Here is a 16,057-nt window from a genome sequence, read left to right on the forward strand (position 1 = left end):
CACCGACCCGTGAATATCACGGGCAGTACGTCGCGGCACGGTTCCGCGGATGTGGCAGGTGCACAGTTCGTGTCTGGTCAAAGGAGATCGGGTGAACACGTACGACTACGTCGTCGTCGGGGCGGGATCAGCCGGCTGTGTGCTGGCGGCGCGGCTCTCGGAGGACGCCTCCGTGAGCGTGGCTCTCATCGAGGCCGGTGGGCCCGACACGGCTCAGGAGATCCATGTCCCGGCCGCGTTCGGCCAGTTGTTCAAGAGCGCCCTCGACTGGGACCTCGACTCGGAGCCGGAACCGGGGCTGGGCGGGCGCCGGGCCTATCTGCCCCGCGGCAAGGTGCTCGGAGGGTGCAGCTCGACCAACGCGATGATCTACATCCGGGGCAACCGGGCCGACTACGACGGGTGGGCCGCGGCCGGCGCCACCGGCTGGTCCTACGCCGACGTACTGCCGTACTTCCTGCGCTCCGAGGACAACGAACGCGGAGCCGACGCCTACCACGGCGCCGGCGGACCGCTGAGCGTGAGCGAAGGCCGCTCCCGCCACCCCCTGGCGGCAGCCTTCGTCGAAGCCGCCCTGAAGGCCGGGCACCAGCGCAACGACGACTTCAACGGGCCGACCCAGCTCGGCGTCGGGCCCTACCAGTTGACACAGCGCGGCGGCCTGCGGTGCAGCACGGCCGTCGCCTATCTGCACCCGGCGCTGGAGCGCCCCAACCTGACCCTGCTGCACGCGGCCCACGCCCAGCGGGTGGTGATCGAGGGCGGCCGGGCGCGCGCGGTGGAGATCGTCCGCGACGGAGCGGTCGAGGCGGTGCGCGCCGAGCGTGAGGTGCTCGTCTGCGCGGGTACTTACGAGTCGCCGAAACTGCTGATGCTGTCGGGAGTCGGTCCGGCGGCGACGCTCGCGGCCTTCGGCATCGACGTCGCGCAGGACCTTCCCGTCGGCCAGGGTCTCCAGGACCACTACATGGCGCTGCTGAACTTCCGCACCGACGTCGAGTCGCTGCTCACCGCCGCGAGCGCGGACAACGCTGCGCTCCTGCAGAACGAGGGACGCGGCCCGCTGACCTCCAACATCGGCGAGGCGGGCGGGTTCTTCCACAGCCGGGACGGACTGGAGGCGCCGGACGGGCAGTTCCACATGGCGCCGGTGCTCTTCCACCAGGAAGGGCTCGGCGCCGTCGCCGAGCACGGACTCGCCCTCGGCCCGTGCGTCCTCGCCCCCAGCAGCCGCGGCCAGGTGACCCTGCGCACGCCCCGCCCGGACTCCGCGCCGCGCATCGTGCACAACTACCTGACGACCGCCGAGGACCAGGAGTGCATCGTGGCGGGCGTGCGCAGCGCGCTGGACATCGCGCGACAGGGTCCTTTGGCCGACGTCATCACCGGCCCGTACGACATCCCCGAACCGGATGCCGACGCGGCGGGCCTGCTCGCGTGGGCGCGCAGGAGCGGGATGACCCTGTTCCATCCGACGTCGACCTGCGCGATCGGTTCCGTGGTCGACCCCGAACTGCGCGTGCTCGGCGTCGAGGGCCTGCGGGTCGTCGACGCGTCGGTGTTCCCGACGGTGCCGCGCGGCAACACCAACGCCCCCACCGTGATGGCCGCCGAGAAAGCGGCCGACCTGATCAAGGAGACCGCACGATGACAAGCCCGACCCCGGCCCCGACCCCGATTCCGGCGCCGAACGCGGAGAGGACGGAGCGGATCGACCGGATCGTGGACGAACTCGTCCGCGGCGAAGCGGCGTGGGCGGCCTGCGGTCTGGCCGAGCGCCGGACGCTGCTGGAGCGCGTGCACGAGGCGACCGCGGCGCGGGCCGAGGCCTGGGTGCGTGCCGCGGCGGCGTACAAGAAGCTTCCCGACCAGGACGCGCTGCTCGGCGAGGAGTGGACCTCGGGCCCCTACCCCGTGCTGATCGGCACCAGCGCGCTCGCCCAGACCGTCCGTGCCCTGGAGGAGGGGCGCAGTCCCGTCGACGACTTCTCCCTCGGCCGGGCGCCGGGCGGCCGCGTTGCTGTCCGCGTCCTGCCCCACGACACCTACGACCGGCTGCTGCTCAGCGGCTTCAGCGCCGAGGTCTGGATGCCGCCGGGCGTCACCTCCGACACGGTGCGCGGCAGCGCCGGACTCGGACTGCGCAGGCCCGAGGAGACCGGGGGAGTGGGGGTCGTCCTGGGCGCCGGCAACATCACCTCGATCCCCGTCCTCGACGTGCTCTACGAGCTGTACGCCCACAACCGGGTCGTCGCGCTGAAGCTCAACCCGCTCACGGACGGCCTCCACGACGTGTTCAGCGAGGTGCTCGCCCCGCTGATCGAACGGGGCGTCGTCCGCATCGTGACGGGCGGCGCCGACATCGGCACCTATCTCGTCCACCATCCGCGGATCCGACACGTCCACATGACCGGCAGCGCCCTGACGCACGACGCGATCGTCTACGGCACGGGGGCCGAGGGCGCCGCGCGCAAGCAGGCGGGCACGCCGCTCCTGGACAAGGACATCACCAGCGAACTGGGCGGAGTCTCACCGACGATCGTGGTGCCGGGCACCTGGTCGGAGGCCGATCTGCGGTTCCAGGCCGAGCATGTGGTCACCCAGCGCCTCCACAACGGCGGCTACAACTGTGTGGCCGGCCAGGTCGTCGTCATCAGTTCCGACTGGCCGCAGAAGGACCGGTTCCTGGAGCAGTTGCGCGCGGTCCTGGCCGAGGCGCCGCAGCGTGCCGCCTACTACCCGGGCAGCGACGAGCGGGTCGGGCAGGCGCTCACCGCCTATCCGGAGGCCCGCAGGATCGGCGAGCGGCTGCTTGTCGAAGGCCTTGATGAGCGGCAACCCGGCCCGGCTCTCACCACCGAGTACTTCGCACCGGTGCTCGGCGTCCTCGAACTGCCCGGTGACGCCCGGCAGTTCCTGGACACGGCGGTGCGCACGGCGAACGAGAAGTTCACCGGCACCCTCGGCGTGAACGTCATCGCTCACCCGCGCACCATCGCCGAGCTCGGCGAGGCCCTGGAGCTGGCGATCGCGGAACTGCGGTACGGCACTGTCGCGTTGAACGCCTGGACCGGCCTGGGCTACCTGACCGCACGGGCCAGCTGGGGCGCTTTCCCCGGACACACCGTCGACGACGTGCAGAGCGGAATCGGCGTCGTGCACAACGCCGTTCTCCTCGACGGACCCGAACGTACCGTCGTCCGCGGCCCCTTCCGCCCGGCACCGCGGTCCGTCCTGCACGGGGAACTGTCGATGTCCCCGAAGCCGCCGTGGTTCGTCACCAACCGCACCGGCGCCGGCACCGGCCGCCTGCTCGTCGACTTCGCCGCCCGGCCCCGCTGGTCGGCCCTCCCGAAGATCTTCGCGTCCGCTCTGCGCGGCTGACCGAAGGAGGTTCTGGACGGAATCAGGTCGACCCTGCCCCGGCGCTGCTGGTGGGAAGTGCCTTGCGGAGAGCGGCGTTTCCCGTGCGTCGGGGCATGGTAGGACTCCGTCGTGCGCCCACGGCGGAGGGGGAGAGGGATGGCACGGAGCGAGAACGACGGCCGGTTGGGGGAGGAGTTCTTCACCCCGGGCACCTCGTCCTTCACCGGGTTCCTGTCGGCCCACCGACCGGAACTGCTGAACACCCGCCCACAGTTGCCCGACGGCGTCCACTCGCCGGCGGACGCCTTCCCTCACGGCACCACGGTCCTGGCGCTCTCCTATCGTGACGGCGTGATGATCGCCGGCGACCGGCGGGCCACCATGGGGAACCTGATCGCTCAGCGCGACCTGGAAAAGGTGCACCCCACGGACGACTACACCGCGGTGGCCTTCGCGGGCACCGTCGGGGTCGCGCTCGACATGGTGAAGCTGTATCAGGTCGAACTGACGCACTTCGAGAAGATCGAGGGCATCCCCATGACCCTCAACGCGAAGGCGAACCGGCTGGCCGGCATGATCCGGGAGAACCTGGGACAGGCCATGCAGGGCCTGGTCGTGGTGCCGCTCCTGGTCGGATACGACGTCACGGCCCCCAAGGGTGAGAACGGCCGCATCTTCAGCTTCGACGTCACAGGCGGCCCCTACGAGAAGCCGGACTTCCATGCCGAGGGCTCGGGATCCCCGTACGCCCGGGGCGCGTTGAAGAAACTCTTCCGCAAGGGGATGTCCCGGCGCGACGCGGCCCTGGCCGCGCTCCAGGCGCTCTATGACGCCGCGGACGACGACTCCGCCACCGGCGGCCCCGACATCAGCCGGAGGATCTTCCCCATCGTCTCGGTCATCACGGAGAAAGGCTTCGAGCGGCTGCCCGATGCGGAGGCGGAGGAACTCAGCCGCGAGATGGTCGAACAGCGCCGGCATCAGCCGGACGGGCCGACCGCCGCTCCCTGACCGGCCGACCGGCCGGCAGGCGGTGGCCGGTGCGAGGGGAAGCGCACCGGCCACCGCATCTCAGGAGTGGCTCGGGAAGCCGAGGTTGATGCCCGCGTCCGACGGGTCGGGCCAGCGCGTGGTGATCACCTTGCCCTGTGTGTAGAAGGCGATCCCGTCGTTGCCGTAGATGTGCAGGTCACCGAAGAGGGAGTCCTTCCAGCCGCCGAAGGAGTGGTAGCCGACGGGGACCGGGATCGGCACGTTCACGCCGACCATGCCCGCCTTGACCTCCAGCTGGAAGCGGCGGGTGGCGCCGCCGTCCCGTGTGAAGATCGCCGTGCCGTTGCCCCAACGCGAGCTGTTGATCAGCTCGATGGCGTCGTCGTAGGTGTCGGCGCGCACCACGCACAGCACCGGGCCGAAGATCTCGTCCTTGTAGGCGTCCGCCGTCACCGGCACCTTGTCGAGCAGCGAGACACCGAGGAAGAAGCCGTCCTCGTGGCCCTCGACGGAGTAGCCGGTGCCGTCGACGACGACCTCGGCGCCCTGAGCCGCCGCGCCTGAGACGTACGAGGCGACCTTGTCGCGGTGCTCCCGTGTGATCAGCGGACCCATCTCGCTCGACGGGTCGTTGCCCGGGCCGATCCGCAGCCCCTTCGCCCGCTCGGCGATCTTGTCGACGAGCTCGTCTCCGATGTCGCCCACGGCGACGACGACGGAGACCGCCATGCAGCGCTCGCCCGCCGAGCCGTACGCGGCGTTGATCGCCTGGTCCGCGGCGAAGTCCAGGTCGGCGTCGGGCAGTACGAGCATGTGGTTCTTGGCGCCGCCGAGCGCCTGCACGCGCTTGCTGTGCTCGACGCCCTTGAGCTGGATGTACTTGGCGATCGGCGTGGAGCCGACAAAGGAGACCGCGACGACGTCGGGGTGCTCCAGCAGGCGGTCCACGGCCACCTTGTCGCCCTGCACGACGTTCAGCACGCCGTCCGGCAGGCCGGCCTCGGAGGCGAGTTCGGCCAGCCGGAACGAGGCCGACGGGTCCTTCTCGCTGGGCTTCAGCACGAAGGTGTTGCCGCAGGCGATGGCGAGCGGGAACATCCACATCGGCACCATGGCGGGGAAGTTGAACGGCGTGATGCCCGCGACGACACCCAGCGGCTGACGGATCGAAGCGACATCGACCCGTGTGGAGACCTGCGTGGACAGCTCGCCCTTGAGCTTGTCGGCGATGCCGCACGCCAGCTCCACGATCTCCATGCCGCGCGCGACCTCGCCGAGCGCGTCCGAATGGACCTTGCCGTGCTCGGCGGTGATCAGTTCGGCGATCTCGTCGCGGTGCGCGTCGAGCAGCTCGCGGTACTTGAACAGGATCGCCGTGCGCCTCGCGAGCGAGGTGTCGCCCCAGCTCTCGAACGCGGCCTGGGCCGAGGCCACGGCCGTGTCGACGTCGTCGACCGAGGCGAAGGCGACCTGCTTCTCCTGGGCTCCGGTGGCCGGGTTGTAGACGGGGCCGAAGCGCCCGGAGGCGCCCTCGACCGGCTTGCCGCCGATCCAGTGGGTGATGGTCTTCATGGTGCGGGGCCTTTCGGAAGCCGGAGAAGGGAAGCCGGAGAGGGAAGGAGAAGAAGGGGAGCGGGAGGGGTGTCAGAGGTGGATGTGGCGGTCGGCGACCTGACGGTCGTACGCCTCGCGGGCGGTCACGGCAGCCTCGCGGGAGGCCACTTCGGCCACCGGAACGTCCCACCAGGCCTCCGCGGGCGGAGCGGTGGGGGTCGGGTCGGTCTCGACGTACACGCAGGTGGGCCGTTCGGAGGCGCGGGCCTCGGCGAGCGCCTCGCGCAGCTCGCGCACGGTCTTGGCGCGCAGGACGTCCATGCCGAGGCTGGCGGCGTTGGCCGCGAGGTCCACCGGCAGCGGCGCGCCGCTGAAGGTGCCGTCCGCGGCCCGGTAGCGGTAGGCGGTGCCGAAGCGTTCGCCGCCCACCGACTCGGAGAGGCCGCCGATGGAGGCGTAACCGTGGTTCTGGATCAGGACCAGGTTGACCGGCAGGCCCTCCTGGACCGCGGTGACGATCTCGGTCGGCATCATCAGGTACGTTCCGTCGCCGACCAGCGACCACACGGGCGTGCCGGGGGCGGCCTGCTGGACACCGATGCCGGCCGGGATCTCGTAGCCCATGCAGGAGTAGCCGTACTCCAGGTGGTACTGGCGCGGTGAGCGGGCCCGCCACAGTTTGTGCAGGTCGCCGGGGAGCGAGCCGGCCGCGTTGATGACCACGTCGTCGTCGCCCACGACCGCGTCCAGTGCGCCGAGCACCTGCGTCTGGGTGGGCACGGCGTGCTCGTCGTCCGCCCGGTAGGCGCTGTCCACGACCTCGTCCCAACGCGCCTTGCCCGCCCGGTACTCGGCCTCGTACGCCGTACTCACGCGGTGACCGGACAGCGCTGTCGTGAGCGCTTCCAGACCCGCCCGGGCATCGGCGACCAGCGTGCGGGCGGCGAGCTTGTGGGCGTCGAACGCGGTGATGTTGAGGTTGACGAAGCGGACCGACGGCGCGGCGAACAGGGTGTGGGAGGCGGTGGTGAAGTCCGTGTAGCGCGTACCGACGCCGATGACCAGATCGGCGCCGCGGGCGAGGGCGTCGCTGACTGCGGTGCCGGTGTGGCCGACGCCGCCGAGGTCGGCGGGGTGGTCGTGGCGCAGCGAGCCCTTGCCCGCCTGGGTGGAGGCGACGGGGATGCCGGTCGCGTCCACGAGTGCCTTGAGCGCGTCCTCGGCCCTGCTGTGATGGACGCCGCCGCCCGCGATGATCAACGGACGTGCGGCGGCGCGGATCGCCCGGACCGCGTCGGCGAGTTCGACCGGGTCGGGCGCGGGGCGCCGTACGTGCCAGACGCGCTCGGCGAAGAACTCCTCCGGCCAGTCGTAGGCCTCCGCCTGCACGTCCTGCGGCAGGGCGAGGGTGACGGCGCCGGTCTCGGCCGGGTCGGCGAGCACCCGCATCGCCTGGAGTGCGGACGGGATGAGCATCTCCGGGCGGGTGATGCGGTCGAAGTAGCGGGAGACCGGCCGCAGCGTGTCGTTGACCGACACGTCGGCCTCCACCGGGTGCTCAAGTTGCTGGAGCAGCGGGTCGGCGGGGCGCGTGGCGAAGTAGTCGCCGGGCAGGAGGAGCACCGGGAGGCGGTTGATGGTGGCCAGGGCGGCGCCGGTGACGAGGTTGGTGGCCCCGGGGCCGATGGAGGTGGTGACCGCCTGCGCGGAGAGGCGGTCGAGCTGGCGGGCGTAGCCGACGGCCGCGTGCACCATCGACTGCTCGTTGCGGCCCTGGTGGAACGGCATGTGCTCCTCGCCGGCCTCCAGCAGCGCCTGGCCGATGCCGGCGACGTTGCCGTGCCCGAAGATGCCCCAGGTGCCGGCGATCAGCCGGTGCCGTACGCCGTCGCGCTCGCTGTACTGCGCGGACAGGAAGCGCACCAGGGCCTGGGCGACGGTCAGACGGCGAGTGGTGGTGCTCATCAGGACTTCTCCGGGGCCGTGTAGAGGGGGAGTCGGGGGTCGACCGGCTGGTCGGGCCAGGTGCCGCGGATCCAGCCGTGGTCGGGGTGGTCGCGGATCAGCCAGTCGCGCTCGGCTCCGGGACCCGCCATGACGTTGAGGTAGTACATGTCGTGGCCGGGGACGGCCATCGACGGCCCGTGCCAGCCGTCCGGGATGAGGACGGTGTCGCCGTCGCGTACCTCGGCCAGTACGTCGGTGCCCTGTCCGTGGCCGGAGGGCGAGACCCGCTGGTAGCCGAGGCCGGGTGTGCCGTCGTGGTCGGCGATCTCGAAGTAGTAGATCTCCTCCAGCTCGGACTCCTCGCCGGGCCGGTGCTCGTCGTGCTTGTGCGGAGGGTACGAGGACCAGTTGCCGCCGGGCGTCAGCACCTCGACGGCGATCAGCTGGTCGCACTCGAAGGCCCCGGCGGCGGCGAAGTTGTTGACCTGGCGGGAGCAGCCACCGGTGCCGCGCAGTTCGACGGGGACGGCGGAGGCGGGGACGTAGCGTGCGGGCAGGCGCCGGGTGCAGCGGGCGCCGGTGAGTGCGAAGCGTCCGCCGTCGCGGGAGGCGAGGGAGACCTGGGCGTCGCGCGGTACGTACACGAAGTCGCTGACGGAGGTGAAGACGCTCTTGCGGCCGGCCAGCCGGAAGGTCTCCCCGCCGACGGCGACCGTGCACGACCCGGCGAGCGGCAGCACGATCCACTCGCTGTCCGCGGTGTCGAAGGAGTGCCAGCCGCCCGGCGGCAGTTCGAGCACACGCAGACTGGAGTGGCCCCAGTCGGCCGACTCGGGGGAGATGTCCACCGCGTACGGGCCGGCCGCGGCCTTCCCGGCGGGCAGGTGGTGTGTGGTCGTCATGCGCTTCTTCCTCGACAAGTCGACATGGAGGTCTTCCGGGGAGGGCGGTGTCAGAGCAGGCCGACCGCGGTGTCCACCGCGGTCTCCACGCTGCCCTCGGCGGGGTACAGGAGCGAGCGGCCCACGACCATGCCCTGGACGGTGGGCAGCCGCAACGCTTTGCGCCACTTCTCGTACGCGCCCTCCTGATCCGCGCCGACCTCGCCGCCCAGCAGCACGGTGGGCAGGGTGGAGGTCTCCAGGACCTCCGCCATGTCGTCGGGGTTCGCGGTGACCGGCAGCTTGAGCCAGGTGTAGGCGGAGGTGCCCGCGAGGCCCGAGGCGATGGCGATGGAGCGGCTGACGGCCTCGGCGCCCAGGTCGTTGCGGACGTTGCCCTCCACTCGGCGCGAGATGAACGGCTCGACGAAGACGGGGAGGCGGCGTGCGGCCATGTCGTCGATCGCGCGGGCGGTGGATTCCAGCGTCTCCAGTGAGCCTTGGTCTTCGTAGTCGAGGCGCAGCAGCAGCTTGCCCGCGTCGAAGCGCAGTCGCTCCATGTCCTCGGCGCGGTGGCCGGTGAAGCGGTCGTCCATCTCGAAGGAGGCGCCGGACAGTCCGCCGCGGTTCATCGACCCCATGACGACCTTGTTCTCCAGCACGCCCAGGAGCAGCAGGTCCTCCAGGATGTCCGCGGTGGCCAGCACGCCGTCCACGCCGGGCCGGGACAGCGCGACGCACAGGCGCTCCAGCAGCTCGGCGCGGTTGGCCATGGCGAGCTGTCGGCCCCCCACGCCGAGCGCGCCGCGGGCCGGGTGATCGGCGGCCACGATCATGAGGCGGCCGCTGTCGCCGATCAGCGGGCGGCGGGTGCGGCGCTCGGCCGCTTCGGCGACGGCCTCGGGGTGCCGGGCGCGCACCGTAACGAGGTCGGGGATGCTGATGGTCAAGACGAGCTCCGTTCAGGGGGGCGGGATCAGCCGCGCGCGACGAGGTCCGCGACCTCGGAGGCGGTGGGCATCGCGGAGGAGCAGGCGAGCCGGGAGGCGACGAGGGCCCCGGCGGCGTTGGCGTACCGCATGGTCTTCGCCAACTCCCAGCCGGACAGCAGCCCGTGGCAGAGGGAGCCGCCGAACGCGTCGCCCGCGCCGAGGCCGTTGACGACCTCGACCGGTACCGGTGGCACCTCGGCGGTCGTTCCGTCGCGGTGCACGGCGAGCACTCCCTTGGGGCCCTGCTTGACGACGGCCAGTTCGACGCCGGCCTCCAGCAGGGCCTCGGCGCAGGCTCGTGGTTCGCGTACACCGGTGGCGATCTCGCACTCGTCGAGATTGCCGACGGCCACGGTGACATGACGCAGGGCCTCGGCGTAGTAGGGGCGGGCGGCCTCCGGGTCACGCCAGAACATGGGGCGCCAGTCGAGGTCGAAGACGGTGGTGCCCGCCTTGGCGCGTGCCTTGAGAGCGGCGAGGGTCGCGGAGCGGCTGGGTTCCTCGCTGAGCCCGGTGCCGGTGATCCAGAAGACGCGGGCGTCGCGGATGGCGAAGAAGTCCAGTTCCTCGGTGCGGATCTCCAGGTCCGGGGCCTTGGGCTGCCGGTAGAAGTACAGCGGGAAGTCGTCCGGCGGGAAGATCTCGCAGAACGTGACCGGCGTGGGATAGGCGTCGACCGGCGTGACGAAGCGGTCGTCGACGCCGAACTCCTTGAGCTCCTGGTGCAGATAGGTGCCGAACGGGTCGTTGCCGGTTCGGGTGATCACCGCGGTGGAGCGGCCCAGGCGCGCGGCGGCCACCGCGACGTTGGCCGCGGAGCCGCCCAGGAACTTCCCGAACGACTCGACCTGCGCCAGCGGGACGCCCGTCTGCAGGGGGTAGAGGTCGACACCGATGCGTCCCATGGTGATCAGGTCGAAGGGTTCAGCGGACTCGGGCATGAGCGTCGCTCCTCAGGCGGGGGTGCGAGGTGTGCGGTGCTTACCAGGTGTAGGGCCCCGGGCGACGTCCTGTCAATGGTTTGTACTGACATTCTGACCTGCTAGTGAAATGATGTCTTAACAAACTATTGACAGGTGGATGCATCAGGGACTTGTATCCCATCCCAACGCAACAGCCGCGTCATCGGCATCGACATCAGCGTCGTCATCGGCATCCGGCCCGGGCTCCCCGCCCAGGCCCCCGGCCGGGCTCACGGCCCGGAACCCCCCGCTCCCTTTCCACCCGTCGCACAGTGAGGTGCAGGAAAGATGGACCGCACGCTTCACCCCCGCTCCCGCAGAATCGCCACTCTCGTCACAGCGGCCGCGGCCTCCGTGCTGCTCGTCGCCGGCTGCTCCAGCAGCGGCGGCGGGAAGAAGGCCGAGGAGAGCGCGGACAACGCCTCCGCGGGCAAGGCCGACACCCCCCGGATGACGGTCGCGCTGGTGACCCACGCGCCGCCCGGGGACACCTTCTGGGACACGGTCCGCAAGGGCGCCCAGGCGGCCGCCGCCAAGGACAACATCAAGCTGATCTACTCCAACGACGCGAACGCGGGGAACCAGGCCAACCTGGTCCAGAACGCGATCACCCAGAAGGTCGACGGCATCGCGGTCACCCTGGCCAAGCCGGACGCGATGAAGGACGTCGTGGGCAAGGCGCGGTCGGCGGGCATACCCGTGGTCGGCCTCAACTCGGGTCTGAGCGACTGGAAGAAGCTCGGCCTGATGGAGTTCTTCGGCCAGGACGAGAGCGTGGCGGGCGAGGCGTTCGGCAAGAAGCTGAACTCGACCGGTGCCAAGAAGATCGCCTGTGTGATCCACGAGCAGGGGAACATCGGCCTCACCCAGCGCTGCAGCGGCGTGAAGAAGACCTTCAGCGGCACGACGGAGATCCTCTACGTCAACGGCACCGACATGCCGTCGGTGAAGTCGACCATCACTGCCAAGCTCAAGCAGGACAGCGGCATCGACCACGTGGTCACGCTGGGCGCCCCGATCGCACTGACCGCCGTGCAGTCCGTGAGCGACGCGGGCAGCAAGGCGAAGGTCGCCACCTTCGACCTCAACAAGGACCTGGTGAAGGCCGTCCAGGACGGCACCATCGAGTTCGCGGTCGACCAGCAGCCCTACCTCCAGGGTTACTTGGCGGTCGACTCGCTGTGGCTCTACAAGAACAACGGCAACTACAGCGGTGGCGGTGAGCAGCCGGTGCTGACCGGCCCGGCCTTCGTCGACAAGAGCAACGCCGACACGGTGGCGAAGTTCGCCGCGAAGGGCACTCGGTGATCTTCATGTCCCAGGCAACGGCTCCGGCGGCGAGTTCCTCGTCGCCGGCCCCGCCGGCCGCCGAGAAGGACGGCCGGACCGCCCAGCAGTCCCTGGGCCGCAGGCTGCTCGCCCGGCCCGAGGTCGGTGCGCTGATCGCGGCCGTGGGTGTGTACGTCTTCTTCTTCGTGGCGGCGCCGTCCTTCCGTGACGCGGGCGCACTGTCCACGGTGCTCTACCAGGCGTCGGTGATGGGCATCATGGCCATTCCGGTGGCTTTGCTGATGATCGGCGGGGAGTTCGACCTGTCGGCGGGTGTCGCGGTCACCACCTCCGCGCTCACCGCGGCCATCCTCAGCTTCCAGCTGTCGATGAACGTGTGGACCGGTGTCTTCGTCGCGCTGATCGTCTCGCTGGCGGTCGGTGCGTTCAACGGCTGGCTGCTCATCAAGACCGGGCTGCCGAGCTTCCTGGTCACCCTCGGCTCGTTCCTGGTGCTGCAGGGCGCGAACCTCGCGGTCACCAAGATCTTCACCGGCAATGTCGCCAGTGACTCGATCAGCGACATGGACGGCTTCGACCAGGCCAAGAAGATCTTCGCCTCCGACTTCAGCATCGGCGGCGTCAGCTTCAAGATCACCATCGTCTACTGGCTGGTCTTCGCCGCGATCGCCACCTGGCTGCTGCTGCGCACCAAGTTCGGCAACTGGATCTTCGCGGTCGGCGGGAACAAGGACAGTGCCCGCGCGGTCGGCGTGCCCGTCAACTTCACCAAGATCGCCCTGTTCATGGGCGTAGGCGCGGGCGCCTGGTTCGTCGGCATGCACCTGCTGTTCTCGTTCAACACCGTCCAGTCCGGCGAGGGCGTGGGCAACGAGTTCCTGTACATCATCGCCGCGGTGATCGGCGGCTGCCTGCTCACCGGCGGCTACGGCTCCGCCGTCGGCCCGGTCATCGGCGCCTTCATCTTCGGCATGGTCTCCCAGGGCATCGTCTACGCCAACTGGAACCCGGACTGGTTCAAGGCCTTCCTCGGCGTGATGCTCCTGGTCGCCGCCCTCGTCAATCTGTGGGTCCGCCGCCAGGCGACCCGGAGGTGAACCCCATGACTACCGCCAAGGGATCCAAGCCCCACGGGGCCATCCTCCACGACACCCCTCCCGCCCCCGACGACGGCGCCCCCCTCGTCGAACTGCGCAACGCGGGCAAGGCCTACGGCAACATCCGCGCCCTGCACGGCGTGAACCTCACCGTGCACCCCGGCAAGGTCACCTGCGTGCTCGGCGACAACGGCGCCGGCAAGTCCACCCTCATCAAAATCATCTCCGGCCTGCACCAGCACACCGAGGGCGACTTCCTCATCGACGGTCACCCGGTGCGGCTGTCCAGCCCGCGTGAGGCCCTCGACGCCGGTATAGCCACCGTCTACCAGGACCTGGCGACGGTGCCGCTCATGCCGGTGTGGCGCAACTTCTTCCTCGGCTCCGAACTCACCAAGGGCCCCTGGCCCATTCGCCGCCTCGACATCCACGCGATGAAGGAGACCGCCGACCGGGAACTGCGCCACATGGGCATCGTCCTGGACGATCTCGACCAGCCCATCGGCACCCTCTCCGGCGGCCAGCGCCAGTCCGTGGCCATCGCCCGCGCCGTCCACTTCGGTGCCCGCGTCCTCATCCTCGACGAACCCACCGCCGCCCTCGGAGTCAAACAGTCCGGCGTCGTTCTCAAGTACATCGCCGCCGCCCGCGACCGCGGCCTGGGCGTCATCTTCATCACCCACAACCCCCACCACGCCTACATGGTCGGCGACCACTTCAGCGTCCTGCGCCTGGGCACCCTCGAACTCAGCGCCGCCCGCAGCGAGGTCAGCCTCGAAGAGCTCACCAACCACATGGCCGGCGGCGCCGAACTCGCCGCCCTCAAACACGAACTGGCACAGGTCCGCGGCGTCGACGTCGACGAACTCCCCGACGCCAAGGACCTCCGCACACCCACGGCGGCATCTTCCGAAGGGAGCCCCTGACATGTCGAACACCCCCTCCCTGGACCGGATCCGGGTCGGCTCCGCCCCGGACTCCTGGGGCGTCTGGTTCCCCGACGACCCTCAGCAGGTCCCCTGGCGGCGCTTCCTCGACGAGGTGGCCTCCTCGGGATACGAGTGGATCGAACTGGGCCCCTACGGGTACCTCCCGACCGATCCGGCCGTACTCAAGGACGAGACCGCCGAGCGGGGACTCAAGGTCTCGGCCGGTACGGTCTTCACCTCCCTGCACCGCGGTCACTCCGTCTGGGAGTCGACCTGGGACCACGTCAGTGAGGTCGCCGCCCTCACTCAGGCGATGGGCGCACGCCACCTGGTGGTGATCCCCTCCTTCTGGCGCGACGACAAGACCGCCGAGATCATCGAACCGCCGGAGCTCACCGGCGAGCAGTGGGCCCACCTCACCAAGGGCATGGAGCGGCTCGGCCACGAGGTCAAGGAGACGTTCGGCCTCGACATCGTCGTCCACCCGCACGCCGACACCCACATCGACACCGAGGCCCACGTCGAGCGCTTCCTCGACTCGACCGACAGCGACCTCGTCAACCTGTGCCTGGACACCGGCCACTACGCCTACTGCGGCGGCGACAGCGTCAAGCTCATCGAGACCTACGGCGAACGCATCGGCTATCTGCACCTCAAGCAGGTCGACCCGGCCATCCTCGCGGAGGTCACCGCGGGCGAGGTGCCGTTCGGACCTGCCGTGCAGCGCGGCGTGATGTGCGAACCGCCCTCCGGCATCCCGGCGCTGGGACCGGTCCTGACGGCCGCGCAGAAGCTCGGCGTCGACCTGTTCGCCATCGTCGAGCAGGACATGTACCCCTGCCCACCGGACAAGCCGTTGCCGATCGCCGAACGCACCCGCGCCTTCCTGCGCACCTGCGGCGCCTGACCCACTCGGCCCGGGAGACCCGGCGCGAGCCACCGGTCTGCCTCATCCGGCCTGCCCATTCGAAAGGACCACCCACCATCATGACCAACCGCGGAACGCTCGGGGTCGCCGTCGTCGGCACCGGCCGCATGGGCGCCGACCACGTACGCCGCATCAGCGAAGTGATCAGCGGGGCACGGGTGACGGCCGTCGTGGACATCGACGCGGAACGGGCCAAGCAGCTCGCCGACGGCATCGACGGCTGCACCGCGTACACCGACCCGGCGACTGCGATGGCCGCGGACGACGTCGACGCCGTCCTCATCGCCTCGCCCGGACCCGCCCACGAGGCGGCGCTCCTGACCGCCTTCGAGCACGACCTGCCGGTGCTGTGCGAGAAGCCGCTCACCCCCGACGCGGCCTCCGCGCTCCGCGTCATGGAGGCCGAGCAGAAACTCGGCCACCGGCGCGTCCAGGTCGGGTTCATGCGGCGGTACGACGCCGAGTACCTGAAGCTCAAGGAGCTGCTGGACGGCGGCCGACTGGGCCGCCCGCTGATGCTGCACAACCGGCACCGCAACGCCGACGTGCTGCCGTACTTCACCGAGCAGATGCTGATCAACGACTCCGTCGTGCACGAGATGGACGTCGCCCGCTGGCTGCTCGACCAGGAGATCACCGCGGTCACGGTGATGAAGCCGAGGCCTTCCGGCAACGCCCCCGAGGGTCTGTCGGACCCGCAGTTCGTCGTCTTCGAGACGGACGGGGGTGTGCTGGTCGACGTGGAGATCTACGTCAACTGCCGCTTCGGCTACCAGGTGCAGGCCGAGGCCGTCTGCGAGAACGGCACCGCACGCATCGGCGAGGGCCACGACCTGGTCACCCACTCGGCCGGCGGCTGGGGCGGCACCATCGCCCCGGACTTCGTGGAACGCTTCGAGGACGCCTACGACCGTGAGGTCCAGGCGTGGGTGGACGCCACCCGGCGCGGCGAGGTCACCGGCCCGAGCTCCTGGGACGGCTACGCGGCAGCGGCCGTGTGCGAGGCGGGCGTCCGCGCCCAGGCCGACGGCGGCCGGGTGGCGGTCGAACTGATCGAGCGCCCCGCGCTCTATCGCTGATCCCCAGCACTCCGCCCCGTGCGGCAGTGCGCCTGCGGG

13 protein-coding genes are annotated in these 16,057 nt (G+C 70.3%); 8 read left to right on the top strand and 5 right to left on the bottom strand.

All coding sequences use genetic code 11. The features are described 5' to 3' along the window. Positions 1 to 91 precede the first annotated feature (91 nt). The 3 genes from ACN6LB_RS26145 to prcB all read left to right on the top strand — a co-directional run bounded on the left by ACN6LB_RS26145 (position 92) and on the right by prcB (position 4,377). Positions 92 to 1,651 (top strand): GMC family oxidoreductase, encoded by a 1,560-nt coding sequence (locus ACN6LB_RS26145; RefSeq protein ID WP_445028055.1) that lies wholly within the window; start codon positions 92 to 94, stop codon positions 1,649 to 1,651. Continuing rightward, positions 1,648 to 3,384 carry an aldehyde dehydrogenase family protein gene (locus ACN6LB_RS26150; protein WP_445028056.1) on the top strand — a complete coding sequence of 579 codons (1,737 nt, stop codon included), beginning with the start codon at positions 1,648 to 1,650 and terminating at the stop codon, positions 3,382 to 3,384. Before ACN6LB_RS26145 ends, ACN6LB_RS26150 begins: the two co-directional genes overlap by 4 nt. A 138-nt stretch (positions 3,385 to 3,522) precedes the next feature. Continuing rightward, positions 3,523 to 4,377, top strand: coding sequence for a proteasome subunit beta (gene prcB, locus ACN6LB_RS26155; protein ID WP_445028057.1), 855 nt, complete (start codon positions 3,523 to 3,525; stop codon positions 4,375 to 4,377). Between the two features lie 60 nt (positions 4,378 to 4,437). Here the strand turns inward: prcB and ACN6LB_RS26160 are convergent, their stop codons facing one another. From ACN6LB_RS26160 to iolC, 5 genes are all read right to left on the bottom strand, one after another. Continuing rightward, positions 4,438 to 5,931: a CoA-acylating methylmalonate-semialdehyde dehydrogenase gene (locus ACN6LB_RS26160; protein ID WP_445028058.1), complete on the bottom strand. Its 1,494-nt coding sequence runs from the start codon at positions 5,929 to 5,931 to the stop codon at positions 4,438 to 4,440. A 72-nt stretch (positions 5,932 to 6,003) separates the two neighbouring features. After that, complete coding sequence (gene iolD / locus ACN6LB_RS26165) at positions 6,004 to 7,878, bottom strand: 3D-(3,5/4)-trihydroxycyclohexane-1,2-dione acylhydrolase (decyclizing) (protein ID WP_445028059.1); 1,875 nt, start codon at positions 7,876 to 7,878, stop codon at positions 6,004 to 6,006. Beyond that, on the bottom strand, positions 7,878 to 8,762 hold the full coding sequence (gene iolB, locus ACN6LB_RS26170) for a 5-deoxy-glucuronate isomerase (RefSeq protein ID WP_445028060.1): 885 nt from the start codon (positions 8,760 to 8,762) through the stop codon (positions 7,878 to 7,880). The genes iolD and iolB overlap by 1 nt, the downstream gene beginning before the upstream one ends. A gap of 50 nt (positions 8,763 to 8,812) precedes the next feature. Continuing rightward, positions 8,813 to 9,691 (bottom strand): Cgl0159 family (beta/alpha)8-fold protein, encoded by an 879-nt coding sequence (locus ACN6LB_RS26175; RefSeq protein ID WP_445028061.1) that lies wholly within the window; start codon positions 9,689 to 9,691, stop codon positions 8,813 to 8,815. Positions 9,692 to 9,717: 26 nt separating this feature from the next. Further along, on the bottom strand, positions 9,718 to 10,674 hold the full coding sequence (gene iolC, locus ACN6LB_RS26180) for a 5-dehydro-2-deoxygluconokinase (RefSeq protein WP_445028062.1): 957 nt from the start codon (positions 10,672 to 10,674) through the stop codon (positions 9,718 to 9,720). A gap of 309 nt (positions 10,675 to 10,983) precedes the next feature. Between iolC and ACN6LB_RS26185 the strand changes: the two genes are divergently transcribed. The 5 genes from ACN6LB_RS26185 to ACN6LB_RS26205 all read left to right on the top strand — a co-directional run bounded on the left by ACN6LB_RS26185 (position 10,984) and on the right by ACN6LB_RS26205 (position 16,018). After that, on the top strand, positions 10,984 to 12,003 hold the full coding sequence (locus tag ACN6LB_RS26185; protein WP_445028063.1) for a sugar ABC transporter substrate-binding protein: 1,020 nt from the start codon (positions 10,984 to 10,986) through the stop codon (positions 12,001 to 12,003). A 5-nt stretch (positions 12,004 to 12,008) separates the two neighbouring features. Continuing rightward, the gene (locus ACN6LB_RS26190; RefSeq protein ID WP_356145629.1) at positions 12,009 to 13,082 is read left to right on the top strand and encodes an ABC transporter permease; all 1,074 of its coding nucleotides are present in this window, start codon (positions 12,009 to 12,011) and stop codon (positions 13,080 to 13,082) included. 5 nt (positions 13,083 to 13,087) lie between these two features. Then, entirely contained in the window at positions 13,088 to 14,008 is a 921-nt protein-coding gene (locus ACN6LB_RS26195; RefSeq protein ID WP_356145631.1) for an ATP-binding cassette domain-containing protein, read from the top strand. Position 14,009: 1 nt separating this feature from the next. Further along, positions 14,010 to 14,918: a sugar phosphate isomerase/epimerase family protein gene (locus ACN6LB_RS26200; protein WP_445028064.1), complete on the top strand. Its 909-nt coding sequence runs from the start codon at positions 14,010 to 14,012 to the stop codon at positions 14,916 to 14,918. Positions 14,919 to 14,998: 80 nt separating this feature from the next. After that, positions 14,999 to 16,018, top strand: coding sequence for a Gfo/Idh/MocA family protein (locus ACN6LB_RS26205; RefSeq protein ID WP_356145641.1), 1,020 nt, complete (start codon positions 14,999 to 15,001; stop codon positions 16,016 to 16,018). Positions 16,019 to 16,057: the final 39 nt, after the last annotated feature.

Source organism: Streptomyces sp. SAS_270 (genome assembly GCF_052543295.1).

Coding starts and splice junctions, on each gene's coding strand:
- ACN6LB_RS26205 (WP_356145641.1), top strand. CDS start 14,999: ATGACCAACCGCGGAACGCTCGGGGTCGCCGTCGTCGGCACCGGCCGC.
- ACN6LB_RS26185 (WP_445028063.1), top strand. CDS start 10,984: ATGGACCGCACGCTTCACCCCCGCTCCCGCAGAATCGCCACTCTCGTC.
- iolB (WP_445028060.1), bottom strand. CDS start 8,762: ATGACGACCACACACCACCTGCCCGCCGGGAAGGCCGCGGCCGGCCCG.
- iolC (WP_445028062.1), bottom strand. CDS start 10,674: ATGCCCGAGTCCGCTGAACCCTTCGACCTGATCACCATGGGACGCATC.
- iolD (WP_445028059.1), bottom strand. CDS start 7,878: ATGAGCACCACCACTCGCCGTCTGACCGTCGCCCAGGCCCTGGTGCGC.
- ACN6LB_RS26200 (WP_445028064.1), top strand. CDS start 14,010: ATGTCGAACACCCCCTCCCTGGACCGGATCCGGGTCGGCTCCGCCCCG.
- prcB (WP_445028057.1), top strand. CDS start 3,523: ATGGCACGGAGCGAGAACGACGGCCGGTTGGGGGAGGAGTTCTTCACC.
- ACN6LB_RS26195 (WP_356145631.1), top strand. CDS start 13,088: ATGACTACCGCCAAGGGATCCAAGCCCCACGGGGCCATCCTCCACGAC.
- ACN6LB_RS26160 (WP_445028058.1), bottom strand. CDS start 5,931: ATGAAGACCATCACCCACTGGATCGGCGGCAAGCCGGTCGAGGGCGCC.
- ACN6LB_RS26190 (WP_356145629.1), top strand. CDS start 12,009: ATGTCCCAGGCAACGGCTCCGGCGGCGAGTTCCTCGTCGCCGGCCCCG.
- ACN6LB_RS26150 (WP_445028056.1), top strand. CDS start 1,648: ATGACAAGCCCGACCCCGGCCCCGACCCCGATTCCGGCGCCGAACGCG.